At 73.6% G+C, this 24,136-nt stretch carries 16 protein-coding genes; 7 read left to right on the forward strand and 9 right to left on the reverse strand.

The features are described from left to right. The first annotated feature begins 104 nt into the window (after positions 1-104). Positions 105-920, forward strand: a complete 816-nt coding sequence (locus ACGF3I_RS23855; RefSeq protein WP_393135161.1) for a hypothetical protein — start codon at positions 105-107, stop codon at positions 918-920. Between the two features lie 126 nt (positions 921-1,046). On the opposite strand, the gene ACGF3I_RS23860 is transcribed toward ACGF3I_RS23855, so the two are convergent. Further along, positions 1,047-2,840, reverse strand: coding sequence for a DUF6350 family protein (locus ACGF3I_RS23860; RefSeq protein ID WP_393135163.1), 1,794 nt, complete (start codon positions 2,838-2,840; stop codon positions 1,047-1,049). 164 nt (positions 2,841-3,004) lie between these two features. On the opposite strand from ACGF3I_RS23860, the gene ACGF3I_RS23865 reads away from it, so the two are divergent. Further along, positions 3,005-4,618: a helix-turn-helix domain-containing protein gene (locus ACGF3I_RS23865; RefSeq protein WP_393135165.1), complete on the forward strand. Its 1,614-nt coding sequence runs from the start codon at positions 3,005-3,007 to the stop codon at positions 4,616-4,618. Positions 4,619-4,738: 120 nt separating this feature from the next. Here the strand turns inward: ACGF3I_RS23865 and sucD are convergent, their stop codons facing one another. From sucD to ACGF3I_RS23890, 5 genes are all read right to left on the reverse strand, one after another. Continuing rightward, positions 4,739-5,623 carry a succinate--CoA ligase subunit alpha gene (gene sucD, locus ACGF3I_RS23870; protein WP_393135167.1) on the reverse strand — a complete coding sequence of 295 codons (885 nt, stop codon included), beginning with the start codon at positions 5,621-5,623 and terminating at the stop codon, positions 4,739-4,741. A 22-nt stretch (positions 5,624-5,645) separates the two neighbouring features. Continuing rightward, positions 5,646-6,824, reverse strand: a complete 1,179-nt coding sequence (gene sucC / locus ACGF3I_RS23875) for an ADP-forming succinate--CoA ligase subunit beta (protein WP_393135169.1) — start codon at positions 6,822-6,824, stop codon at positions 5,646-5,648. A 231-nt stretch (positions 6,825-7,055) separates the two neighbouring features. Further along, complete coding sequence (locus tag ACGF3I_RS23880; protein WP_393135171.1) at positions 7,056-8,201, reverse strand: vWA domain-containing protein; 1,146 nt, start codon at positions 8,199-8,201, stop codon at positions 7,056-7,058. A gap of 8 nt (positions 8,202-8,209) precedes the next feature. Then, positions 8,210-10,633 (reverse strand): DUF5682 family protein, encoded by a 2,424-nt coding sequence (locus ACGF3I_RS23885; RefSeq protein WP_393135173.1) that lies wholly within the window; start codon positions 10,631-10,633, stop codon positions 8,210-8,212. Further along, positions 10,630-11,766, reverse strand: a complete 1,137-nt coding sequence (locus ACGF3I_RS23890; protein ID WP_393135175.1) for an AAA family ATPase — start codon at positions 11,764-11,766, stop codon at positions 10,630-10,632. The genes ACGF3I_RS23885 and ACGF3I_RS23890 overlap by 4 nt, the downstream gene beginning before the upstream one ends. A gap of 139 nt (positions 11,767-11,905) precedes the next feature. Between ACGF3I_RS23890 and ACGF3I_RS23895 the strand changes: the two genes are divergently transcribed. Next, entirely contained in the window at positions 11,906-13,276 is a 1,371-nt protein-coding gene (locus tag ACGF3I_RS23895) for an SWIM zinc finger family protein (protein WP_393135176.1), read from the forward strand. A gap of 315 nt (positions 13,277-13,591) precedes the next feature. Beyond that, positions 13,592-15,181, forward strand: coding sequence for a DUF5691 domain-containing protein (locus ACGF3I_RS23900; RefSeq protein ID WP_393135178.1), 1,590 nt, complete (start codon positions 13,592-13,594; stop codon positions 15,179-15,181). 603 nt (positions 15,182-15,784) lie between these two features. On the opposite strand, the gene ACGF3I_RS23905 is transcribed toward ACGF3I_RS23900, so the two are convergent. Then, a complete protein-coding gene (locus ACGF3I_RS23905; protein WP_393135180.1) occupies positions 15,785-16,198 on the reverse strand; it encodes a cobalamin B12-binding domain-containing protein in 414 nt (137 codons plus the stop codon). 322 nt (positions 16,199-16,520) lie between these two features. Here ACGF3I_RS23905 and ACGF3I_RS23910 point away from each other — a divergent pair, with 322 nt between their 5' ends. Both ACGF3I_RS23910 and ACGF3I_RS23915 read left to right on the forward strand, forming a co-directional pair. Further along, entirely contained in the window at positions 16,521-17,399 is an 879-nt protein-coding gene (locus ACGF3I_RS23910; protein WP_393135182.1) for an esterase/lipase family protein, read from the forward strand. 480 nt (positions 17,400-17,879) lie between these two features. After that, a complete protein-coding gene (locus ACGF3I_RS23915) occupies positions 17,880-19,658 on the forward strand; it encodes a M23 family metallopeptidase (protein ID WP_393135184.1) in 1,779 nt (592 codons plus the stop codon). Positions 19,659-19,695: 37 nt separating this feature from the next. Here ACGF3I_RS23915 and pcrA read toward each other — a convergent pair whose 3' ends face one another. After that, entirely contained in the window at positions 19,696-22,152 is a 2,457-nt protein-coding gene (gene pcrA, locus ACGF3I_RS23920) for a DNA helicase PcrA (RefSeq protein ID WP_393135186.1), read from the reverse strand. Positions 22,153-22,374: 222 nt separating this feature from the next. Between pcrA and ACGF3I_RS23925 the strand changes: the two genes are divergently transcribed. Further along, on the forward strand, positions 22,375-23,520 hold the full coding sequence (locus ACGF3I_RS23925; protein WP_393135188.1) for an NlpC/P60 family protein: 1,146 nt from the start codon (positions 22,375-22,377) through the stop codon (positions 23,518-23,520). 25 nt (positions 23,521-23,545) lie between these two features. Here the strand turns inward: ACGF3I_RS23925 and ACGF3I_RS23930 are convergent, their stop codons facing one another. Then, entirely contained in the window at positions 23,546-23,899 is a 354-nt protein-coding gene (locus ACGF3I_RS23930) for a hypothetical protein (RefSeq protein WP_393135190.1), read from the reverse strand. Between the last annotated feature and the right edge of the window lie 237 nt (positions 23,900-24,136).

Here is a 24,136-nt window from a genome sequence, read left to right on the forward strand (position 1 = left end):
GGAGGACGCCGCGAGACGAGACCTGTCTCACTTACTTGTTTGCGAGAGGTGACCCCTCGGCCCGACCGGCCGGAGACGGGGTCCGAGGGGAAGACGTTCACCAGATGCCGGACCGACGCCACCAGCTGTTCGCAGCCCGCCAGTCCTCCACCCCCGGCTCCCCCCACTCGACGGAGCCGGGGGACTCGGGACCGGAGGGCACCGGAAGCGGCACCGGAGCGGGCCCCGCCGACGACAACCCCTTCGCCCCGCCGCCGGAGGGCCGCCCCGACCAGCCGTGGCAGCCGCGCCGGCCCGCGTCGGGGGAGGGCGGGGGCGACGGGCAGCAGCAGGGCTCGCCCTGGGGCAGCCAGTGGAGCAACCAGCAGCCCGGCCGCGCCCCGGGCGGTTTCGGGCGCCGCCCCGAGCGGCCGGAGGGCGGCCCGGGCCAGAACCCGCCGCCCCCGACCGGCCTGCGCTGGGACCCGACGGACCCGGCCCAGCGCCGCGCCCGGTACGCCCTGCTGTCGGGGATGTGGGCCTTCTTCTTCGCCCTGTTCGACATGCCGGAGATCGCGCTGCTCCTGGGCGCGCTCGGGCTGTACTGGGCGATCAGCTCGCTGCGCGCGAAGCCGAAGCCCCCGCAGGCGCCGTCCGCCTCCGCCACTGCCACGACCGCCTCGCCGGCACCCGCGCCCACGGCCGGGCCCGCCGCGCCGCAGCCGTCGGCCGGTACGGGCCGGCCGCAGATGACGGCGGCCGTGACCGGCCTGGTCACGGCGGTCCTCGCGCTGACGGTGGTGGCGTCCAGCTTCACGATGCAGTTCGTCTACCGCGACTACTACACGTGCGTGGACGACGCCCTGACCAAGACGGGCCAGCTCTCCTGCAACGACCTCCTGCCGAAGAGGCTGGTGCCGCTGTTCGGCGTGAAGGAGTAGCCGACCGGTCCGCCGCCGCGCCTTGGTCCGGGTACGCCGATCCGCCCTGGGCCTGCTGACGGCGCGGCGGTCGTCCGGGGCCGGTCGTTCGGGGCGGGCGTCCCGGGCGGGCGTCCCGGACGGTCGTCAGCCGGTGGGTTCGGTGCCGGTCGCGGGGGGTCGGGGTTCCGGGCGGGCGGGTGCCGGCTCGGGGTCGGGGTCGGATTCCGGGCCCTCGGGCTCGGGCGGCTCCTCCGCTTCGGGCGGGGTGCGGGTGCCGGGGGCGCTCGGGATCGCCTCGGACGGGCCGTAGGTGCCGGGGGCGCTCGGGATCGCGTCGGGCAGGCTGTAGCTGCCGGGGGCGCTCGGGATCGCCTCGGGCAGTGTGTGCGGGTCGGCGGGTCCGCCGACCGCGGCGGTTCCGCCGACCGGCGGGATGTCCGCCATCAGGCCCCCGGAAGCCTCCTTGAGGGCCGCCCAGCGCGCCTCCCTCGCCCCGTCCTCGTGCCACAGGCCACCCGTGGCCGGCAGGAAGTCGTACGCCTCGTCGTCCTCCGGCCCGGCACCGGCACCGGCACCGGCCGAATCGGGGGCGCCCAGGGCCGAGGGCACGGCCGCGCGCCGCCGGGGCCGCCACGCGAACACCCCCGCCACCCGCTCCCGCAGCGGACGCCGGGGCGCCGCAACCCCGCGCGTCCACCAGGCCCGCAGGGCCAGCGCCCCCGGCACACCGACCAGGGCCGCCCATAGCAGAGCCGCGCCCCCGGTACGCCACCAGACCGGGCCCAGCGCGGCCAGTGCGGCCGTGCCGAGCCGTCCCCCGGCGAGCGCCGCCAGGGCCGCGAGGGCGGCGCCGGTCAGGGCCGCGCCGAGCAGCACGGCCCGCGCGGTCTCCCGGCGCCCCCAGCCGTGGAGGACGGCCGCCCGCGCGGTGAAGCGGGCCAGCACGAGGCCCGCCAGCAGGGGCACCCCGGTCGCGGCCCAGTTCCACCACGACCCGGGGCCGCCGGCCGGTACCGCGGCGAGCAGGGGGAAGTGGACCGGCGCGGGCGCCCCCGTCACGCCGAGCGGCCAGGCCACGGCCCCCGTGCCGACGGCGAAGCCGGGGCCGAGCCCGTAGGCGGCCCCCCACACCGCCGCGTTCGGCACCAGGGCCAGGGCGAGCAGCAGCACGGCGAACCGCCCCGACCAGTCCTCGGCGAGCCGGAGGAAGGAGTCCTCGGCCAGGCCGATGTGCCGGGTGAGTCCGGCCGCCGCGAGCAGTGCCCCGCCGCCGAGCAGGGTCAGGACCGCGGCCCCGGCGGCCCGTGCGGCGGCGCTGGTACGAACGTCCAGGACCGCCTCGCGCACCCGGGCCGGCACCGGGCGCGGCAGCGGTCCGAGCGGGCGGCCGTGGGCGGTCCACACCCCGGCGGCGGTGGCGAGCACGACGGTGAGCGGGAGGTGCAGGGCCGCGCTGAGCGGGTCGGCGGGCAGCGGCCCGGCCGCCGCGTACAGCACGGTGGCCAGGGCGACCGCGAGGTAGCCGCAGGTCACCGCCCCGAACACGGCCCAGCCCGAGGGCAGCGGGCCCGGGTCGTCGTAGGGCTCGTCCTCGTCGGGCATCAGGGCGTCGCGGGCCGCGCGGTGGACGAGCCAGGCGGGCAGCGCCACCAGGAGCAGCGGAACCAGGCCCACCGGGGCCGGGGTGCCGCTCAGCGTCTCGGGTCTGACCAGCTCGGTGCCGTGGGCGAGCAGCCAAAGGGAGGCGGCCGTGCGCAGGGCCCCGCCGGGCCCGCTGTCCGGGTACGGGGAGCTGATCCACAGCACCGTCACGAGCACGGCCAGGGCGCCGAGTCCGAGCCCCGCCGCGATCGCGCCGCGCAGGAAACAGGTGGCCAGCACGGAGGGGCGTGCTGTGGCGGTGAGCAACGGCAGACGGCGCTCGGTCACTTGGGTCACGCGGCCATGCTGCCAACGACACGCGCTTTCTCCGTGTAACGGGCGAATGACCGATGTGTCGCCCAATATACGGTTATGTACTTTTTCACCCGGGCCGTTCGCAGCCTCATCGGCCCGGGTGGACCAGCCGCTACGGCCTTCGCGGGGAGCCCTGGGAGCCCTTCATGACACAGAGCACGGCCGATACCAAGGACACCGATGCCATGTCCCCCCTGCCCACTCCCAAGGAGCGGCGCCGGCTGCGCGAGGCGAAGGACCTGAGCGAGGCGCAGGTCGCGACGGCCGTCGGCGTCACGCGCGCGACCGTACGCTCGTGGGAGACCGGCCGCACCACACCGCGCGGGCGCAAGGGCCAGACCTATGCGCGCTTCCTCGCCACGATCGAGGCGGAGATGGCGGCGGTGGCCGCGGACCAGGGCGGGCTGCCCGGGGACGACGGCGCCGACGCCACGGACCCGGCCCCCCGTGCCCGAGGCGCCCACCCCGCCAAAACAGGCGCCAAGACGGGCACCATGACGGGCGTCAAGGCGAAGCCGCACACGGCCGGCACACGGCCGAAGACCTCCGCCGACAGCGCCGCCGCCGCCTCGCGCCCCCGCGGCCGGTCCGCCAAGCCCTCGGCCGCCGCCTCGCACACCCGGCACGAGTCCCGGCCCGCGGCGCCGGGAACGGCCGCCGTACCGGTCCCCGCCAAGGCGCTCAGGACCGGCACGCCGGCCGGGGCCTCAGCCGCGCCCGCCCCGGGCCGCGCCCTGCCGCGCCCTGCCGAAGCCGAGGCCGAAGCCGGAGCCGGGTCCCCGGCCACCCTGGACGCGCGCGCCGAGCCCCGCCCGCAGCGGAAGACGGCCGCGCCGGAGCAGACCGGGCCGGAGCAGCTCGGGCCGGAGCAGGTCGGGCCGCTCGCGCAGGACGCCGAAGAGGCGCTGTCCGAGCGGGATCTGCCGCCCGAGGAACTCACCCCCGCCAAGGCGTTCGACGCCCTGTACCGGACCACCGCGCCCGCCCTTGCCCAGCAGGCCTACCTGCTGACCGGGCGTACCAGGCTCGCGCGCGAGTCGGTGGAGCGCGCCTTCCATCTGGCCTGGGAGAACTGGCCCGAGGTCGCCACCGACCGGGATCCGGCGGGGTGGGTGCGCGCGGCGGCGTACGAGTACGCGATGGCCCCCTGGCACCGCTTCCGGCGGACCCACAAGCACCCCGACCAGCCGCCCGCCGAGCCCGAACGCAGGGCGCTCCTGGACGCGCTGCTCGATCTGCCACCCGTCCACCGGCGCACCGTGCTGCTCTACGACGGCGTCGGGCTCGACCTGCCGGAGACCGCCGCCGAGACGGAGGCCAGTACGCCGGCCGCCGCCGGCCGGGTGCTGCGCGCCCGGGCCGCGATCGCCGGCCGCATGCCCGCGACGGGCCGCGCCGGGGACCCGCAGGAACTGTCGGCGGTGCTGCGCGAGCGCATCACGGATCTGGCACTCGCCGGGCCCGCCTCCCTCACGCGCCTGCCGTCGGCGCCGGTCGTCAGGACCGGGGCCGAGCGCCGGCGCAGGTTCTGGACCCGGGCCGCCATCGCCTTCACGGCGCTGATCGTGAGCGCGACGGCCTTCACCGTGGTGACCGTGCCCGACCACCACGTGCGGCCGGTGCCGCCCGGCGAGCGCGTCGGGGGTGTCCCCGTCGCCAACGGCCCCCAGCGCCTGACCGGTGAGGACCTCCAACTGCGCGACAAGCTGCGCACGGAACCGGCGCGCGGCCCGCACCGGCTGGTGCTCGACATCCGCTGAACGCCCGGTGTCCGCCGCGTCCGTGTCCGCATCGCGGCCCGCACGCGCGAGGGCCCGCACCCCCGAGGGGATGCGGGCCCTTCATGCGTACCCGGGAGCCGGACTCCGCGAGTCCTTCGCTCAGGCGCCGAGGATGGCGCGCGCGAGCTTGGCGGTCTCGGTCGGCGTCTTGCCGACCTTGACGCCGGCGGCCTCCAGGGCCTCCTTCTTCGCCTGGGCGGTGCCGGAGGAGCCGGAGACGATGGCGCCGGCGTGGCCCATGGTCTTGCCCTCGGGCGCGGTGAAGCCCGCGACGTAGCCGACGACCGGCTTGGTGACATTGGCCTTGATGTAGTCGGCCGCACGCTCCTCGGCGTCGCCGCCGATCTCGCCGATCATCACGATCAGGTCGGTCTCGGGGTCGGCCTCGAACGCGGCGAGCGCGTCGATGTGCGTGGTGCCGATGACCGGGTCGCCACCGATGCCGACGGCGGACGAGAAGCCGATGTCGCGCAGCTCGTACATCATCTGGTAGGTCAGCGTGCCGGACTTCGACACCAAGCCGATACGGCCCGGCTTGGTGATGTCGCCCGGGATGATGCCGGCGTTGGACTGGCCCGGCGTGATCAGACCGGGGCAGTTCGGGCCGATGATGCGGGTCTTGTTGCCCTTGGAGTTCGCGTACGCCCAGAAGGCGGCCGAGTCGTGCACGGCGATGCCCTCGGTGATGACGACGGCGAGACCGATCTCGGCGTCGATCGCCTCGACGACGGCGGCCTTGGCGTGGGCCGGCGGCACGAAGAGGACGGAGACGTCGGCGCCCGTCTTCTCCATCGCTTCCTTGACGGAGCCGAAGACCGGGACGTCCGTGCCGTCGAAGTCGACGGAGGTGCCGGCCTTGCGCGGGTTCACGCCACCGACGATGTTGGTGCCGTCGGCCAGCATGAGCTTGGTGTGCTTCATGCCCGTGGCGCCGGTCATGCCCTGGACGATGACCTTGCTGTCCTTGGTGAGGAAGATAGCCATGGTGGTGTCTTAACCTCTTCCCTTACTTCGCAGCCGCGAGCTCGGCGGCCTTGTCGGCCGCGCCGTCCATGGTGTCCACGCGCTGCACCAGCGGGTGGTTGGCGTCGCTGAGGATCTTGCGACCCAGCTCCGCGTTGTTGCCGTCGAGACGGACGACGAGCGGCTTGGTGACCTCTTCGCCCTTCTCGGCGAGCAGGGCCAGCGCCTGGATGATGCCGTTGGCGACCTCGTCGCAGGCGGTGATGCCGCCGAAGACGTTGACGAACACGGACTTGACGTCCGCGTCGCCGAGGATGATCTCCAGGCCGTTCGCCATCACCTGGGCGGACGCGCCGCCACCGATGTCGAGGAAGTTGGCCGGCTTCACGCCGCCGTGGGCCTCACCGGCGTACGCGACGACGTCCAGGGTGCTCATGACGAGACCCGCGCCGTTGCCGATGATGCCGACCTCGCCGTCGAGCTTCACGTAGTTGAGGTTCTTGGCCTTGGCGGCCGCCTCGAGGGGGTTGGCCGCGGCCTTGTCCTCAAGGGCCTCGTGCTCGGGCTGACGGAACTCGGCGTTCTCGTCGAGCGACACCTTGCCGTCGAGGGCGAGGATGCGGCCGTCCTTGGTCTTCACCAGCGGGTTGACCTCGACGAGGAGCGCGTCCTCGGCGACGAAGGTCTTCCACAGGGTCACCATGGCCTCGGCGACGCCCTCGGCCACGTCGGCCGGGAACTTCGCGAGGGCCACGATCTCGCGGGCCTTCTCGATGTCGACGCCCTCGACGGCGTTGACCGGGACCTTCGCGAGGGCCTCGGGGGTCTTCTCCGCGACCTCCTCGATGTCCATGCCGCCCTGCACCGACGCCATGGCGAGGAAGGTGCGGTTGGTGCGGTCGAGGAGGTACGAGACGTAGTACTCGGCCTCGATCTCGGGGGACAGCTCGGCGATCATCACCTTGTGGACCGTGTGGCCCTTGATGTCCATGCCGAGGATGTCCGTCGCGCGGGCGACGGCCTCGTCCGCGTCGGCGGCCAGCTTCACGCCGCCGGCCTTGCCGCGGCCACCGACCTTCACCTGCGCCTTGACGACCGACTTGCCGCCGAGACGCTCAGTGGCCTCGCGCGCCGCCTCAGGCGTGTCGATCACTTCACCGGCCAGCACCGGTACACCGTGCTTGGCGAAGAGGTCCCTCGCCTGGTACTCGAACAGGTCCACGCGCGTCCGTCCCTTTTCAGTGGTATCGCGGTTCCGTTGTCTACTGGGCGTGCCGCGAAGGGCAACGTGACGGCGCTGTCACTGAGGGAGGCGTACACGGTGTCCGAGCACGCGGCATGTCCGTCTCGCAGGTTATCTCCGCAGGACGTGGGTCCCTAAATCGCAGATCACACCTGAGCGGTGATACCTGTCACAGATCGCCCGCACGCCGCGCGTCCCGGTGGACCGCTTTCACGCCTCGGGTATCGGCAGCGGCCGGCGCTCGATGGCCGCCGCCATCACCTCCGGGAACAGGTCGGGGGTGCAGGCGAAGGCCGGGGCGCCCAGCGCGGCCAGGGCCGAGGCGTGCTCGCGGTCGTAGGCCGGGGCGCCCTCGTCGGAGAGCGCGAGCAGGGCCACGAACTGCACTCCGGACGCCTTCATCGCGGCGACCCGCTTCAGCATCTCGTCGCGTATCCCGCCCTCGTAAAGATCACTGATCAGAACGACCACGGTGTCGGCGGGACGGGTGATCTGCGACTGGCAGTACGCGAGGGCCCGGTTGATGTCGGTGCCGCCGCCCAACTGGGTGCCGAAGAGGACGTCCACGGGGTCGTCGAGCTGGTCGGTCAGGTCGACCACGGCGGTGTCGAAGACCACCAGGCGGGTCGCGATCGAGCGCATCGAGGCGAGCACCGCGCCGAACACGGAGGCGTAGACGACCGAGGCGGCCATCGAGCCGGACTGGTCGATGCACAGCACGACGTCCTTCTTCACGCCCCGCGCCGCACGGCCGTGCCCGACCAGCCGCTCGGGCACGACGGTGCCGTGCTCGGGCAGGTAGTTCTTGAGGTTGGCCCTGATGGTGCGGTCCCAGTCGATGTCGCGGTGACGGGGCCTGCTGATCCTGGTGGAGCGGTCGAGGGCGCCGTCGAGCGTGGCCCGGGTGCGGGTGGCGAGGCGCTTCTCCAGGTCCTCGACGACCTTGCGCACCACGGCGCGCGCCGTCTCGCGGGTGGTCTCGGGCATCGCCTTGTTGAGCGAGAGCAGGGTGCCGACGAGGTGCACATCGGCCTCGACGGCCTCCAGCATCTCCGGTTCGAGCAGCAGCGCCGAGAGCCCGAGCCGCTCGATGGCGTCGCGCTGCATGACCTGGACGACGGAACTCGGGAAGTACGTACGGATGTCGCCGAGCCAGCGCGCCACGGACGGCGCGGACGCCCCGAGCCCGGCCCCGCGGTCCTTGCCCCGGCTCCCGCCGGCGCCGTAGAGCGCGGCCAGCGCGCCGTCCATCGCGGCGTCCGCCCCGGTGAGCGCGCGGCCGGTGCCCTCGGCGCCCGGCTCCCCGCCGAGCACCAGGCGCCAGCGCCGCAGCCGTTCGTCCCCGTCAGGTCGCATGCTGGTCGTCAATTGCCCACCCCCGCAAGGTCGTTGGAATCATCACAGTGGTCGGGTGCGACAAGGTCGTTTGTTCTCCCCAGGTCGTCGGGTCTGTCGTGGTCGCGGGGCCCGTCGTGGCCGTCGCGGCCGTCGGGTCCGTGGTCGTGGCCCAACAGCAGGGCCACCAGCGGCAGTACGGCGTCGGCGCGCGCCGTGTCGAGGCCGCCGAAGCCCGGAGCCCCGGCGTCGCCGGACCCGCCGGCCGCGCCCGGTCCGCGCCGCACCAGCTCCCCCAGGGTGCGCCGCACGCCGGTCTCGTACGCGGCGAACGTGCGCCGCAGCAGCGGCAGTACGTCGGTGAACGCCGCGGGTGCCACCCCGGACAGCCAGCCGTCGATCAGCGCGAGCAGGCGTTCGTCGTGGACGAGCAGCATCCCGCCCCCGGAGGCACCGCCGACGAATCCCTCGATCCAGGCCGCCGCGTCGGCCGGCGCCGTGCCCGGCGAGAGCGCGAGGCCCATGTGGCGGGCCGCGTCCTCGCCCTCGATCCGCCCGTCGTCCAGCAGCAGCCGCACGGCCCGGCCCCGGATGATCCCGGGCACGCCCTCACGCGCGGCGAGCCGCCCGAGCACGGCGGTCCAGCGCCCGCGGAGGCCGCGGGCATCCGCATCGGGCAGCAGCCCGATGGCGCTGTGCACCGCGTCCAGATGGGTGCGCATGGCGGCGGCGCCGTCCGCGTCCAGGGCGGCGCAGGCCGGTGGCAGGCCGACGCAGATGCGCTCCGCGAGGCCCGCCGCGACCTCGGCGAGGCCGGTGGTCTTGGTGCCCCGGACGTCTCCGTAGCGCAAGGTGCGGGCCAGGGCCGGCAGGGCCTGGGCGAGGTGGGCGACGTCGGTGTCGAGCGCGGCCCGGTCGGCCAGGGCTGTCATCACCACCGGCAGGGCGTCCGGTAGTTCGGCCAGCAGGCACTGTTCGGCGAGCGCCGTGATGTCGCCGAGCGCGGTCGCGGCGGCGGCCCGCGACTCGGCCTGCGCGGTGGCGGCGCCCCGCACGGTGGTGCCCCACACCCCCGCCTCGGCGACCCGCACCGACAGCTCGGGCTCCCACCGCAGCCGCCAGCTCTCCCGGAACGTCCCGGTGGAACGCGCCTGGACCTGCTCGCCCCAGCCGATGCCGAGCAGCCGCAGCCGGTGCAGCAGCCTGCTGCGCCCCGCGTCGGTCTCCTTGCGCAGGTCGAGCTCCAACTCCCGCTCCAGCGCCTCGGGTTTGAGCCGGAGGGAGCGCTGGGCCCGGACGAGATCGCGCTGGAGCGGGACGGCTGGCGCCGCGTCCGGCACCTCGCCCAGCACGTCCCCCACGATCAGGCGCTCCCGGACGAGGCCGAGCGGCACGTCGGAGCCCTCGCACATCACGGCCCGTACGGCGTCGGTCGTCTCGGCGAGGCCGGGCAGCGGACGGCCGCGCATCGCCGCGAGCGTCCCGGCGAGCCGGACGGCCTCGATGACGTGGGCGGACGAGACCTGGTGGTCCTCCGCGCGCAGCAGCCCGGCCACCTTGGTCATCCAGCGCTCGATCGGCCGGTCGTCGGCCGCGAACAGGTGCCCGTACCAGCCCGGCGAGTCGATGCCCGCGCCGTAGCCGCTGCGCCGGGAGAGCCTGCGGTGCGTCCAGGGCACCCAGGTGACCTCCGTCCTGACCTTGGGCAGCCCCTTGAGCAGGGCCCGGTCGCCGGCCACGGTGTACTTCCCGGCCAGCGCCGGCACGTGCCAGGCCCCGCACACCACCGCGACGTCCGCCCCGAACTCCCGTGTCGCGGAACGCAGTTGCTGGCGCATGTGCGCTTCACGGACAAGATCACGGGCATGGCCGCCGTGCCCGTACGTCTCGCGCAGCACGGCCATGGCCTCGCCGAGCGCGGCGAACGGGGCCCGGGGGTCGGCCGCCGCGCCCCGGTGCTCGACCACGTCCTCCCACCAGCGCTCGGGATCGTCGTGGCCGGCGGCTTCGGCGAGCGCGCCGATCGGGTCGAGCCGCGCCCCTTCCTCCGTTGCCGTTCGGTCCTTGGACGCCGCCCCCTCCCCCGTCGCCTCCTCCCCCTCCTCCGCCAGCGAGTGGGCAGCGGGCAGGTCGATGAAACGGACCTGTGCGTCATGGGCCAGCGCCCAGCGGATCGCGACCCACTCCGGGGAGAACTCGGCCATCGGCCAGAAGGCGGCCCGGCCCGGATCGTCGACGACGTGGGCGAGCAGCGCGACCGGCGGGCGCATCGCCTCGTCGGCGGCGAGGGCCGCCAGCGCGTTCCCCTCGGGCGGGCCCTCGATGAGCACGGCCCGGGGCCGGGCCGCCGCGAGGGCGGCCCGTACCGCGCGCGCCGAGCCGGGGCCGTGGTGGCGCACCCCGAGCAGCAGGGGCCCGGTGGCGCGGGGGCCGGCGGCGGGCGGCGCGGTCATGCGGACACCTCGCGGCAGGCGCGGTAGAAGTCCTTCCAGCCGTCCCGCTCGCGGACCACGGTCTCCAGGTACTCCTGCCAGATGACGCGGTCCGCGGCCGGGTCGCGCACCACCGCGCCGAGGATGCCGGCGGCGACGTCGCCCGCCCTGAGCACGCCGTCCCCGAAGTGGGCGGCGAGCGCGAGGCCGCCGGTGACCACGGAGATCGCCTCGGCGGTGGAGAGCGTGCCCGAAGGGGATTTGAGTTTGGTGCGCCCGTCCGCGGTGACCCCGTCGCGCAGTTCGCGGAAGACGGTGACGACGCGGTGGATCTCCGCCATGCCGTCGGGCACCGCGGGCAGATCGAGCGAGCGGCCGAGTTGGTCGACCCGGCGCGAGACGATGTCGACCTCCTCCTGCGCCGTCCCCGGCAGCGGCAGGACGACCGTGTTGAAGCGGCGGCGCAGCGCGCTCGACAGCTCGTTCACGCCGCGGTCGCGGTCGTTGGCGGTGGCGATCAGGTTGAAGCCGCGCACGGCCTGCGTCTCCGCGCCCAACTCCGGGATGGGCAGCGTCTTCTCGGACAGGATCGTGATGAGCGTGTCCTGCACGTCGGCCGGGATGCGGGTGAGCTCCTCGACGCGTGCCGTCAGGCCCTCGGCCATGGCCCGCATGACCGGGCTGGGCACGAGCGCGGCGCGGCTCGGGCCGTGGGCGAGCAGCTGGGCGTAGTTCCAGCCGTAGCGGATCGCCTCCTCCGGCGTGCCCGCGGTGCCCTGCACGAGGAGGGTGGAATCGCCGCTCACGGCGGCGGCGAGATGCTCCGACACCCATGTCTTGGCGGTGCCGGGCACGCCGAGCAGGAGCAGGGCGCGATCGGTGGCGAGGGTGGTCACGGCCACCTCGACGATGCGCCTCGGACCGACGTACTTCGGCGTGATCACCGTGCCGTCGGGCAGCGTACCGCCGAGCAGATAGGTGGCGACCGCCCACGGCGACAGCCGCCAGCGGGCCGGACGCGGACGGTCGTCGGCGGCGGCGAGCGCCGCGAGCTCCCCCGCGAAGGCGTGCTCGGCATGCGGCCGCAGGGCCTCTTCGGCCGCGGCCTCCGCGTGCGAAGTGGTGGGCGCGGACTCGGTTTCGGACATGGTCATGGCTCCCCCTCCAGGTCGTTCGAGACGTTCGACCGGCTTGTGGTCACCACCGTGCACCATGGCACTGACAATCACCCTTCGACAGCACATCGCCGCAGGTCAGAGGCGATTGTCAGTGGTCACCCGTACCTTCGGGGACATGACTCAGCAGGGGGTGCGCTGGACGTCGGAACAGGTGCTCGCACGGGCGCCTGACGATGCGTCACGCAAAGCGGGAAGCAGGCTCGGCTCGGCCGGTCCGTGGTCGTCGAGCGGGTGCGACGGGGCGGGGGCGGTGTGGGGCCTGTGCAAGGGCAGCGGCAGCAAGCCGTACCAGACGATGATCGACACAACGGGGCCTGCGTACAAGTGCAGTTGCCCGAGCAGGAAGTTCCCGTGCAAGCACGCGCTGGGGCTGCTGCTGTTGTGGTCGGCCGGCGAGCAGGAGGTGGCTGCCGGCTCGGCGCCCGACTGGGCGGAGCAGTGGCTGAAGGGCAGGAGCAGCCGCGCCACGGGCACGGAGGCGGGCGCCGGCCCGGCCGCAACGGAGCCCCCGGCCGGGCCTGTTGACGCCGAGGCGGCGCGACGCAGGACCGAGAAGCGGGCGGCTCGCATCACCGCCGGCGCAGACGAGCTCGAACAGCGGCTGGAGGATCTGCTGCGCGGCGGCCTCGCGGCGGCCGAACGCCCCGGGTACGGCCTGTGGGAGGAGACCGCAGCCCGCATGGTCGACGCGCAGGCTCCCGGACTGGCCGCCAGGGTGCGGGAGTTGGGAGCGATACCGGGGTCGGGCCAGGGCTGGCCGGCACGGCTCCTGGAGGAGAGCGCGCTGCTGCACCTCCTGGACCGGGCGTGGCTCGGCAGGTCGGCCCTGCCGGAGCCCCTGGCGGCCACGGTGCGCTCCCGCGTCGGGGTGCCGGCGAGCGCCCAGGGCCCCGCGGTGCGCGACCGCTGGCAGGTCCTGGCGCAGTACGACACGGCCGACGCCCGGCTCGTCACGCGCCGCATATGGCTGTATGGAAGGGAGTGGGGCCGCTCGGCCCTGGTCCTGGACTTCGGCGCGGCCGGGCGGGCCCCGGCCCTGGCACTGCCGGTGGGCCGGACGATCGACGCCGACCTCACGCCCTACCCGGGCGCGGGCCAGCTGCGCGCGGCGCTGGGTGAGCGGTACGAGGCCCCGGACGCGCCGGCGCCGGACGGCCCGCCGCCCGGCGCCACCCTGACGGAAGCGGTCGAGCGCTATGGCCGGGCACTCCTGGACGATCCGTGGCTGGAGGCGTATCCGGTCACCCTGGACGGGGCGATACCCCTGCCGCCGAAGGACGGCGACGACACCTGGCAACTGGCATGCGAGGACGGCAAGTTGGCTCTCCCCGTGCCTCCCGGAACCGCATCCCGCCCGGCCCTGTGGAAACTGACCGCCGTGTCCGGGGGCGCCCCGGTGACGGTGTTCGGCGAGTGCGGCCACCGGGGCTTCACACCACTGACGGCATGGCCGCACGGGTCCACGGAACCGGTGCGGCTGACGTGACCGGCCGGGCCGGGCCGGGCGCGAGTACGGGGTGGGAGACGGAGCCCGTGGTGCCGATATGACCGGCCGGGCGGGGCAGGGCGCGAGCACGGGATGAGGGACGGGGGCGATCCGATGAAGATGAAGGGGAACGGGGGCGGCTGCGGCGTGCGAGTGATCGAGAGGGATGCGGGCGGAGTGGGTGCGGCGGGGCCGGGGATGGCTGCTTCGGGGGTGGTTGGGCTGGAGGCGCCCGGGCCGGAGGCAGCCGCCCCGGAGGCGGCTGGGTCGGAGACGGCCGGGCCGGAGGCAGCCGGACCTGGGGCGGCTCGGTCGATGGCAGCGGGGTCGGCGGGCATGGCGCGGGGCTGGGAGGAAATGGTTACGGTCGCGCTGCTCGGGACCGATCGGCGGCCGGGGGTGGGGACGCCGCGGGAGCTGCTCGACGCGGCAGCGGCACAGACCTTGCGGCGCAGGGCGGGGCTCGTTCCGGCGACGGCGGGGGTGCGCCCGCCGGACGCGCCACCGGACTGCCGTCCCCTGCCCCCCGAGGCGGCGCGGCGGCGCCTCGCGATGCTGCTCGCGGACCGTTCGGCGCCCGCTCACGCGCGAGGCCGGCGCGGAAGCGCGCCCGACCTGGGCGAGCTGCTGCCGCAATGGCTGGCTCTCGCCAACGAGCGCGGTCTGCGCGCTCCGGCCGAGCTGCTGCCCACCCTGCTCGACGCGGCGCGGGCCCGCACCGATCTGCGGCCCCAGGCGCTGGCCTTCGCGGGCCCGCGCGGCCTGTGGCTGGCCCGGCTCAACCCGGAGTGGCGCTTCGCGCTGCGCGACGCGTCGGGGAACGCGTCCCTGCCCGACCTGGAGGACACCGAGGCCGTCCAACTGCTCTGGGAAGAAGGCCTGTTCGCAGAGCGCGTGGCGCTGCTCGCCGCCGTACGGGCGCGGGACGCCGACGCCGGACGGGCGCTGCTCGCCACGACATGGACGACGGAACGGGCCGAGGACCGGCTGATGTTCCTGGACTCCCTGCGGGCCGGCCTCTCCGGCGCGGACGAGGAGTTCCTCGAAGGGGCCCTGGGCGACCGCAGCCGCAACGTCCGCGCGACGGCGGCTGAACTTCTGTCGGCGCTGCCGGGTTCGGCGCTCGCGGGACGGATGGCGCGGCGCGCGGCCTCGTGCGTCGCCCCCGACCGAACGGGCGGGGCGGCGCTGATCGCGGTGGAGGCGCCGCACGAGTGCGACGCGGCGATGCAGCGCGACGGGGTGGCGGTACGGCCGCCGAACGGGCGGGGTGAACGCTCGTGGTGGCTGGGCCAGTTGGTGGAGTCGGCGCCGCTGGACACGTGGGTGCGACGCTTCCCGGGACGCTCGGTCCAGGAGATCGTGGCGCTGCCGGTGTCCGACGGCTGGGGCGAGGAGCTGCACGCCGCGTGGTGCCGTGCGGCGGTGCGGCAGCGGGACGCGGCGTGGTCGCGGGCCCTGCTCGGCGCCCCTTCGGCGCCGCCCGGCGAGGGGGCGGGCACGGCGTCCCTGGCCGAACGCGCCAAGCTCCTGTCCATCCTGACGGAGGCCGAACGGGCGGACTGGGTGGCCCGGTTCATAGCCGCGCACGGCTTGTCGGAGGCGTTCCAGCTGCTCGGTGTGTGCGTGGTGCCGTGGGCGGGGGCGCTGGGGCGGGCGGTGGTGGACGCGTTGGAGATCGCGCGGGACGCGGGGAGCTATCCGTGGAGCTTCAGCGGGGTGATGGGGCTGGCGGAGCGCTGCCTCGACCCTGCGGAGGGGGTGCGTCTGGAGGGGCTTACGGCTACGCCGCCGGAGGGGGAGGGGGCTGCGCCGGGGGCCGGAGGCTACTGGGCCGAGGCCTTCCAACGCCTCGTGGCGACGCTGCGCCTGCGCGCCACCCTCCAGACCGAACTGTGCCCGTAGCGCTGGGGCCCTTGAGCGCAGCTCCCCGCGCCCCCGGCAGGGCTGGTGCCGATCCGCACGCGCATCCCAGCCCACCTCGCGCAGTTCCCCGCGCCCCTAACCCCTCGGCCGTCTGCGGGCCGCGGTCGCTTCTCGCGCAGTTCCCCGCGCCCCTTAGCGGGACCGGCGCAGGCCCGCATGCATACCCCAGCCCACCTCGCGCAGTTCCCCGCGCCCCTCAACCCCCCGGTCGTGTGCGGGCCGTGCTCGCTCCTCGCGCAGTTCCCCGCGCCCCTTGGCGGCACGGTGCTGGCCCGCACCGGGCACTTCAGCCCGTCCGGCGTTTGAGGACGAGCGCCGTTCAGGCGCGAAGGGGGGTCCGGGGGCGCAGCCCCCGAGAGGGGTGCAGGGGCGAAGCCCCGCCGGGGTCCGAGGGGCGGAGCCCCTCAGGGGGTCTGGGGCGCAGCCCCAGGGGCCGGGCCCATCCAACCCCCGTCACGGGCGGGCGGGTGGGCGAGCGCCCTCGGGGTTTGGGGCGGAGCCCCAAGAGCCGCCCCCCGACCCCCCGCACGAGCGGGCAAACCCCCCGGGGTCCGAGGGGCGGAGCCCCTCAGGGGTGAGGGGCTAGGCGCCGGCGGATTCGCGGACGTTGGCGTTGACCCAGGTCACGATGGCCGCCGTAGTAGCCCCGGGCGTAAAGATCTCCGCCACCCCGAGCTCCTTCAGCGGAGCAATGTCCGCCTCAGGAATGATCCCCCCACCGAACACCTTGATGTCCTCCGCATCCCGCTCCTTCAACAGCTCCAGCACCTTCGCGAACAGCGTGTTGTGCGCACCGGAGAGGATCGAGAGGCCGATCGCGTCGGCGTCCTCCTGGATGGCGGTGTCCACGATCTGCTCGGGCGTCTGGTGCAGCCCCGTGTAGATGACCTCCATGCCGGCGTCACGCAGCGCCCGCGCGATGACCTTGGCCCCGCGATCGTGACCGTCGAGCCCCGGCTTGGCCACCACCACGCGGATCGGACCAGTTACACCCATCACTGCCTCCACATGTCCCACCTGCGCACCCCGCACCAAAGAGCCGGGGAAGTGAACGAACGTTATCCACAGCATCCCGCAAGCCGCCGTTTCGCGGTGGAGAGGGAGGGGGAAATCACACGTGGGACAGTTCGTTTTGCACCGTACCCGCACCAGTCGGCCCACCGGCCCCGGCCGGAGAGCCGCCCCCACCGGGTGGGCACGGCCGCAAGGGGAGCCGCTGCGAAGGCGCCGCACCACCGTGCCGTCAGCCGCACGGCACGGTGGTCCGGCCCTCTCTCTTTCGGGGCCGGCCGGGGCGGGCCAGGACCGGCGGGGCCCCATGAGGGCATACGGGGGACGGAGCGGCCTCGCGCGTGCCATTCGGGAGGTCGCCGCCGTGCCGTTCTTACCCTTTCTCCCGCCGTGCCTGCGCCGGGCCTGGCTGTCGGCAGCCCTGATCCGGGCCACCGCGCTCGACCTGGCGGTGCTGGCCGGGCACCTGCTGCTCTACCCCTCGGGGCTGGCCCCCGAGCGACGCCCGGAGTCCGACGCCGCCGCGCCCCAGCTCCCCACGGCCGGACGCGCGCACCCGCCGGTGGTCCTGCTGCACGGCTTCATCGACAACCGGTCCGTCTTCGTACTGCTGCGCCGCTCGCTGGCCCGGCACGGGTGGCGGCACCTCGAATCCCTCAACTACTCACCGCTGACGGTGGACATCAGGGTCGCCGCCGAACTCCTCGGCCGCCATGTGGAAGAGATCTGCGCCCGCACCGGGCACCGCGAGGTGGACATCGTGGGCCACAGCCTGGGCGGTCTCATCGCGCGCTACTACGTGCAGCGCCTGGGCGGCGACCACCGCGTCCGTACGCTCGTGACGCTCGGCACCCCGCACACCGGGACGCGCTCCGCGCTGCTCGCGCCCGCTCACCCGATCGTGCGGCAGATGTGCCCGGGCTCCGAGGTCGTCGAGGAACTGCGCCGGCCCGCGCCCGGTATCCGCACCCGGTTCGTGAGCTTCTGGAGCGATTTGGACACGCTGATGATTCCGGTGGAGACGGCCCGCGTCGAGCATCCTGATCTGATCGCGCAGAACATCCAGGTGACGGGGATCGGCCACCTGGCCATGCCGGTCCACCCGGCCGTCGCCGCGGGGGTGCGCCAGGCGTTGACCGCGGGGGACGCCCCGGCCACGGACCAGGACGCGTTCTCGGTGGCCTGAGCGGCGATTCCCCCGGCCCCTCCACCCCGCCCAACTCCCCCACGGCCGAGGCGATCACCACCGGCCGCCGCCCCACCGATCCACACCCCGAACTGCACCGACCCACACCGACCGGGGCAAACCCGTCCACCTTCGCCGCCACGCCGTTCATCCGCGCGTTATCCACACACGCCCGGCACCCCAGGCGCACGGAACACCCTGAATCACCGCTGTGGTGGCCTGATTTCGCCCCTGGTTCGCGCGCGCAGCAACGTATCCGCACCGCCCGCGGGTCGAACGAATGCCGAACACAGGGCCAAAGCTCTGCCCATACTCCGCCGAAAGGCGCTCGATTGCCCGTTTCCCGGAAGTGCGGAACCTGCCGAAGATTGTCGCCCTCGTATACCGCCGGGTACAGTCACGCCACTGCTTTCCCCCGGGACCGCCGCCCTTCCGCGGGTCCCGGCCGCAGGTTCTGTTGCCGAGGCGAGAGAGAAGTTGGTGACTGACCAGCACGCCCACGCCGGGTTCGTCGGACACGACGGTTACCTCAACGGCAGCAGTGGCCATGACGGCGGCGGCCCCGCCCAGCACACCGGCAGCTTCGCGGTCGACCCGCTCTTCGGTGCGATGCAGGACGAGCACGCCGCGCACGGCCCGCACGGGAACCACGCGGCAGGCACGTCCGGCCAGTTCGACACCGGCGTCTTCGCCGCCCCGCAGGACACCGCCTCGTACGACACCGCTGCGTACCACACGGCCGCGCACAGCACCGGCCAGTGGACCGTGCCCGCCCAGGCGACGGCGTACGAACCGGACGGCGCGACCGGCACCATCGACACCGGTCAGTTCGCGACGGGCCAGTTCGGCGCGGGCGCCTTCCACTCGACGGGCCAGTTCGACACCGGCCAGTTCACCACTGGGCACGCGGACACCGGCACCTTCGCCACCGGCACCTTCGCCACCGGCCAGTTCAGTACCGCCCCGTTCAGTACCGGCCAGTTCAGTACCGGCCAGTTCAGTACCGGCCAGTTCAGTACCGCTCCCTTCACCGCGAACCACGACACCGGCTCCTTCGACACCACCGGGCAGGGGGACGCCAACGCCTGGAACCAGGCGCAGGGCACCGGCCAGTTCGACAGCTCCGCCTTCGGCTCCGCGCCCGGGGCGCACCAGGCCCATGACGCCTACGACGCCACCGGCCAGTGGGCCGTGCCCGGCGCGCAGTTCGAGACCGGCACCTTCGACGCGACCGCATGGAACGCGGTGGGCCACGCCGAGACGGCGGTCCCTCACCTCCCCACGGACGCCCAGCCCCCCGCGGACCCCAGGTCGGCCACCGTCCTTGCGGCACACGAACCCGAGCCCCAACTCCCGCACGAGACAACCGAGTTCGAGCTGATCGACCTCGCGTCCGAGCCCAGCGCCGACACCGACACCGGCACCGGCACCAGCACCAGCACCAGCACCGGATCCGACCGCGGCCCCGACCTCGGCCCCACCCCGCTCCCCGCCTCCCGCGCCGACGCGCGGCGCGCGGCGAACCGTCGGCGGCGCATGCCCGCCAAGCGGTCGGCGCTGTTGACCGTCGCGGTGCCGTCCGCGTGCGTGATGGGGGTCGCCGGTGTCGCCGTCGCCTCGGTCAGCGGGCTCACCGATGGCAAGGACGCGGCCGGCACCGTGGCGGCGGCCTCCGACCCCGCTTCCGTCAAGCCGGTGGCGGCCAACACCAAGCTGGACACCCAGCTCGCCAACCTCAGCGCCGACGCCAGCAGCTTCGCCGACCGGGCCAGCCGTACGCAGGAGCGCATCGACCTCAAGGCGCGCCAGGACGCGGAGAAGAAGAAAAAGGCGGACGCGGCCGCCGCCAAGGAGGCCGCGCGCCCCAAGTTCCTGCTGCCGGTGACGCAGAAGGGGCTCAGCGCGTACTACGGGCAGGCCGGCGTCAACTGGATGTCGGTGCACACCGGCATCGACTTCCCCGTCTCCTACGGCACCCCCGTGATGTCGGCGATCGACGGCACGATCCGCACGCAGTGGAACAGCGCCTACGGCAACATGGCCATAGTGACCGGCGCCGACGGCACCGAGACCTGGTACTGCCATCTGTCCAGCACCAAGATCCGCTCCGGCCCGGTGAAGGCCGGCGACCTCATCGCCTACTCGGGGAACTCCGGCAACTCCACCGGACCGCACCTGCACTTCGAGGTGCACCCCCACGGCGGCACGTCCGTCGACCCCCTGCCGTGGCTGCGCGGCCACGGCCTGGACCCGACGTAGGACGCCCGCCGCTCCCCCTAGAGCTTCTCGCTCCCCCCTAGAGCTTCTCCACCGGCGCGTACCGCAGCAGCAGCTTCTTCGGGCGCTCGTCGCCGAAGTCGATCGTGGCCTGGGCGTCCGATCCCGCGCCGGTCACCGACATCACGGTGCCCAGGCCGAACTGGTCGTGGGTGACCCGGTCGCCGACCGACAGGGCGATGACCGGCTTGTCGCTGCCGCGCCGGGTCGCGAAGCCCGAAGGGCCCGACTTGGAGCGGGACGAGGACAGCGAGTTCCCGATGCCGCCGCCGAGCGACTTGCTCGACATGGGGCCCGCGGGAGCCGCCATCGGGCCCGTCCGCTTCCACTCCAGGTGCTGGACCGGGATCTCCTCCAGGAACCGCGAGGCCGGGTTGTACGAGGGCTGGCCCCAGGCGCTGCGCATCGAGGAGCGGGTCAGATAGAGGCGCTCTCGGGCGCGGGTGATGCCGACGTAGGCGAGGCGGCGCTCCTCCTCCAGCTCCTTGACCTGGCCGAGCGCGCGCATGTGCGGGAAGACGCCGTCCTCCATGCCGGTGAGGAAGACCACGGGGAATTCGAGGCCCTTGGCCGTGTGGAGCGTCATCAGGGTGATGACCCCCGAGCCGTCCTCGTCCTCGTCCGGGATCTGGTCGGAGTCGGCTACCAGGGCGACCTTCTCCAGGAACTCCGCGAGGGTGCCCGTGCCCTCCTCCTCGCTGCGCTCCTGCTCGAACTCCAGGGCCACGGCGGCCAGTTCCTGGAGGTTCTCGATGCGCGTCTCGTCCTGCGGGTCGGTGGAGGCCTGCAGTTCGGCGAGGTAGCCGGTCCGTTCCAGGACCGCTTCGAGGACCACCGCGGGACCGGCGCCCGAGTCGACGATCGTGCGGAGTTCCTCCATCAGCGCGTTGAACCGCTTGACGGCGTTGGCCGAGCGGGCCGCCATGCCGTACGCCTCGTCGACGCGGCGCAGGGCCTGCGGGAAGGTGATCCTCTCGCGCAGCGACAGCGCGTCGATCATCGCTTCGGCGCGCTCGCCGATGCCGCGCTTCGGGACGTTGAGGATGCGGCGCAGCGGGACGGTGTCCTCGGCGTTCGACAGGACGCGCAGATAGGCCAGGACGTCCCTGACCTCCTTGCGCTCGTAGAAGCGGACGCCGCCGACGACCTTGTAGGGCAGGCCGACCCGGATGAAGATCTCTTCGAAGACGCGGGACTGCGCGTTGGTGCGGTAGAAGACCGCGACGTCGCCCGCCCTGGCCTCGCCCTTGTCGGTGAGGCGGTCGATCTCGTCGGCGACGAACTGCGCCTCGTCGTGCTCGGTGTCGGCGACGTAGCCGGTGATCTGCGCGCCGGGGCCCGCGTCCGTCCACAGGTTCTTGGGACGGCGGCTCTCGTTGCGCTCGATCACCGCGTTCGCGGCCGACAGGATCGTCTGGGTGGAGCGGTAGTTCTGCTCCAGGAGGATCGTCGTCGCGTTGGGATAGTCCTCCTCGAACTGGAGGATGTTGCGGATCGTCGCGCCGCGGAAGGCGTAGATCGACTGGTCGGCGTCGCCCACCACGCACAGCTCGGCGGGGGCCTGGGCATCGCCGGAGGGGCCCACCAGCTCGCGCACCAGCGTGTACTGGGCGTGGTTGGTGTCCTGGTACTCGTCCACCAGGACGTGCCGGAAGCGCAGCCGGTAGTGCTCGGCGACGTCGGGGAACGCCTGGAGGAGGTGAACGGTGGTCATGATGATGTCGTCGAAGTCCAGCGCGTTGGCCTCGCGCAGCCGCGCCTGGTACATCGTGTAGGCCTGGGCGAGCGTCTTCTCGAAGCCGTCGGCCGCTTGCCCGGCGAACGTCTCCTCGTCGATCAGCTCGTTCTTCAGGTTGGACACCTTGGCGCTGAACGACTTCGGCGGGAACTTCTTCGGATCCAGGTCGAGGTCGCGGCAGACCAGCGCCATCAGGCGCTTGGAGTCGGCCGCGTCGTAGATCGAGAACGACGAGGTGAAGCCGAGCTTCTTCGACTCGCGGCGCAGGATCCGTACACAGGCGCTGTGGAACGTCATGACCCACATGGCGTTGGCGCGCGGGCCGACCAGCTGCTCGACGCGCTCCTTCATCTCACCGGCGGCCTTGTTGGTGAAGGTGATCGCGAGGATCTGGCCGGGGTGCACACCACGGGTGGCGAGCAGGTGGGCGATGCGGTGCGTGAGCACCCGTGTCTTGCCGGAGCCGGCGCCGGCCACGATGAGCAGCGGCGAGCCCGCGTGCACCACGGCGGCGCGCTGCTGTTCGTTCAGCCCCTCCAGCAGGGCCGCCGCGTCGATCACCGGGCGCGGGGCGCCGCCGCGGTAGTGCGCGTCGCGGTCCGCGGGCGCGTCGAAGCGGCCGCCGAACAGGTCGTCCGGCACCGCTTCGGGTGCGTGCGACTCCTCGGGCGGCGGCGGGTGCTCCTCCTCGGAGGGCTGGAGGTCCGCCAGGAAGCTGTCGTCAAAGAGGCTGCTCATCGTCTCCCGAGTCTAGGCCGCCCCTCTGACAGTCCGCCGCCGCCTTGGACACACCGGCCGGCATCGGCGGAGAGACCTGCCACGACTACGCACCGTGAAGGTCACGGGAATGTATCGGGCCTGTCGGACATCAACCTTCCCAGCGGCCAAGGGAGTTGGCTAGCGTGCCGCAGCAACCGGGGAACGCCCCCGTCCGGAACGATCCGGAAGGAGGTGTCGGCCTTGCCCTCGCACCGCAAGCCGCGCACCCGCATCAGCACCGCTCCGGCCGTCGGCGTGACGACGGCCGCGCTCGCCTCGGTGAGTCTGCTCACCCAGAGCGCGGGCGCCGCACCCGCTCCGGCGCGGCCGACGATCGAAGAGGTGCAGCGGAAGGTCGACGACCTCTACCGGCAGGCGGACCTGGCCACCCAGAAGTACGACGCGGCCAAGGAGGCCACCACCACCGAGCGCGCCCGGGTGGACTCGCTGCTCGACCAGGTCGCGGCCGGCACCGCGAAGCTGAACGACACCCGGCGGATCATCGGCGGCTACGCGGCGGCCCAGTACCGCGACGGCGGGGTCACCCCCACCATGACGCTGCTGTTCGCCGACGACCCCCAGGCCTTCTTCGACCAGCGCCAACTGATGGGCCGCCTCTCGGACGAGCAGCAGAAGACGCTGAGCACGTTCGAGGCGGAGCGCGCGGCCAACGCCGGGAAGCGGGCCGAGGCGAGCCGCAGCCTGGCCGCGCTCACCGCCTCGCAGCAGACGCTGCGCACCGGCAAGCAGGAGGTGCAGGGACGGCTCGCGGCGGCCCGCACCCTGCTCGCGGGCCTCACGGCGCAGGAGAAGGCGCGGCTCGCCGCGGCCGAGAAGAAGCGGCAGGACGAGGCGAGACGCAAGGCCGCGGAGCTGGCCGCGCGTGAGGAGGCCGCGCGCGCGGCGGCCGAGCGGAGGAAGCAGACCCCGCCCGCCGGCCGTGCCCCCTCGGCGCCGGCCGCACCTTCCGCGCCCGCCGCACCTTCCGCGCCCTCCCCGGGCAAGGCCGCCGAGGCCCTCGCCTTCGCCCGCGCGCAGCTGGGCAAGCCGTATGTGTGGGGCGCGACCGGCCCCGCCTCCTACGACTGCTCGGGCCTCACGCAGGCGGCGTGGAAGGCGGCAGGGGTGGATCTGCCGCGCACCACGTGGGACCAGGTGAAGGTGGGAACCCGGGTCGCGACGGCCGACCTGCACCCCGGTGACCTGGTCTTCTTCTACGACGACATCAGCCACGTCGGCATCTACATCGGCGGCGGCATGATGATCCACGCGCCGCACTCCGGGGCCGTGGTGCGCGAGGAGTCGATCTACTACATGCCGATCTACGGGGCGGTCCGGCCAGCCTGATCCGGCGGGCCCGATCCGGCGGGGCTCAGTGCCAGAGCAGCGCGATGAAGATGTTCACGACCGTGAGGCCGCCCACCGCGCCGAACACGGCCTTGTCGATCTTCTCGTCGTCACGCTTCACGTAGACCAGGCCGAGGATCACGATCAGGACGGCGAGCTTCACGCCGATCTTCAGCGTGTTCACGCTCATGCCGTCGGCCTGGTTGAGGCCCACCAGCGCGACACCGGTCACCAGCATGGTCAGGGCGCCGTGCAGCATCGCCGGCACGAAGCGGGCGGTGCCCGCGCCCATCGCCTTCATCTGCGTCAGGAATCCGCCGAGCAGCGAAGCGATGCCGATGATGTGCAGGCCGACCACGACATTGATGAGTACGTCCATGAGCCGGAGCCTAATTGCCGCTTAGCAGGCCCCGTACGGCGGGTGGGGCCCAACCGGCACTTCGGTCACAGCAGGCACGCACCCCGGGAGCCAATGCCCCGGCGCCGGTCGGATGCGGTCAGTACAGCGCCGGAAAACGGCACTTGCCGTCATGATGTCGCTCGGCCGTGTCGCCCAGGTTTAGCGTCCTCCCCCAGGTGGCCGACTCCCCACCGCCGCCGCTCCGCTCGGCGGCTG

The organism is Streptomyces sp. NPDC048111, assembly GCF_043202815.1.
Lineage (GTDB): Bacteria > Actinomycetota > Actinomycetes > Streptomycetales > Streptomycetaceae > Streptomyces.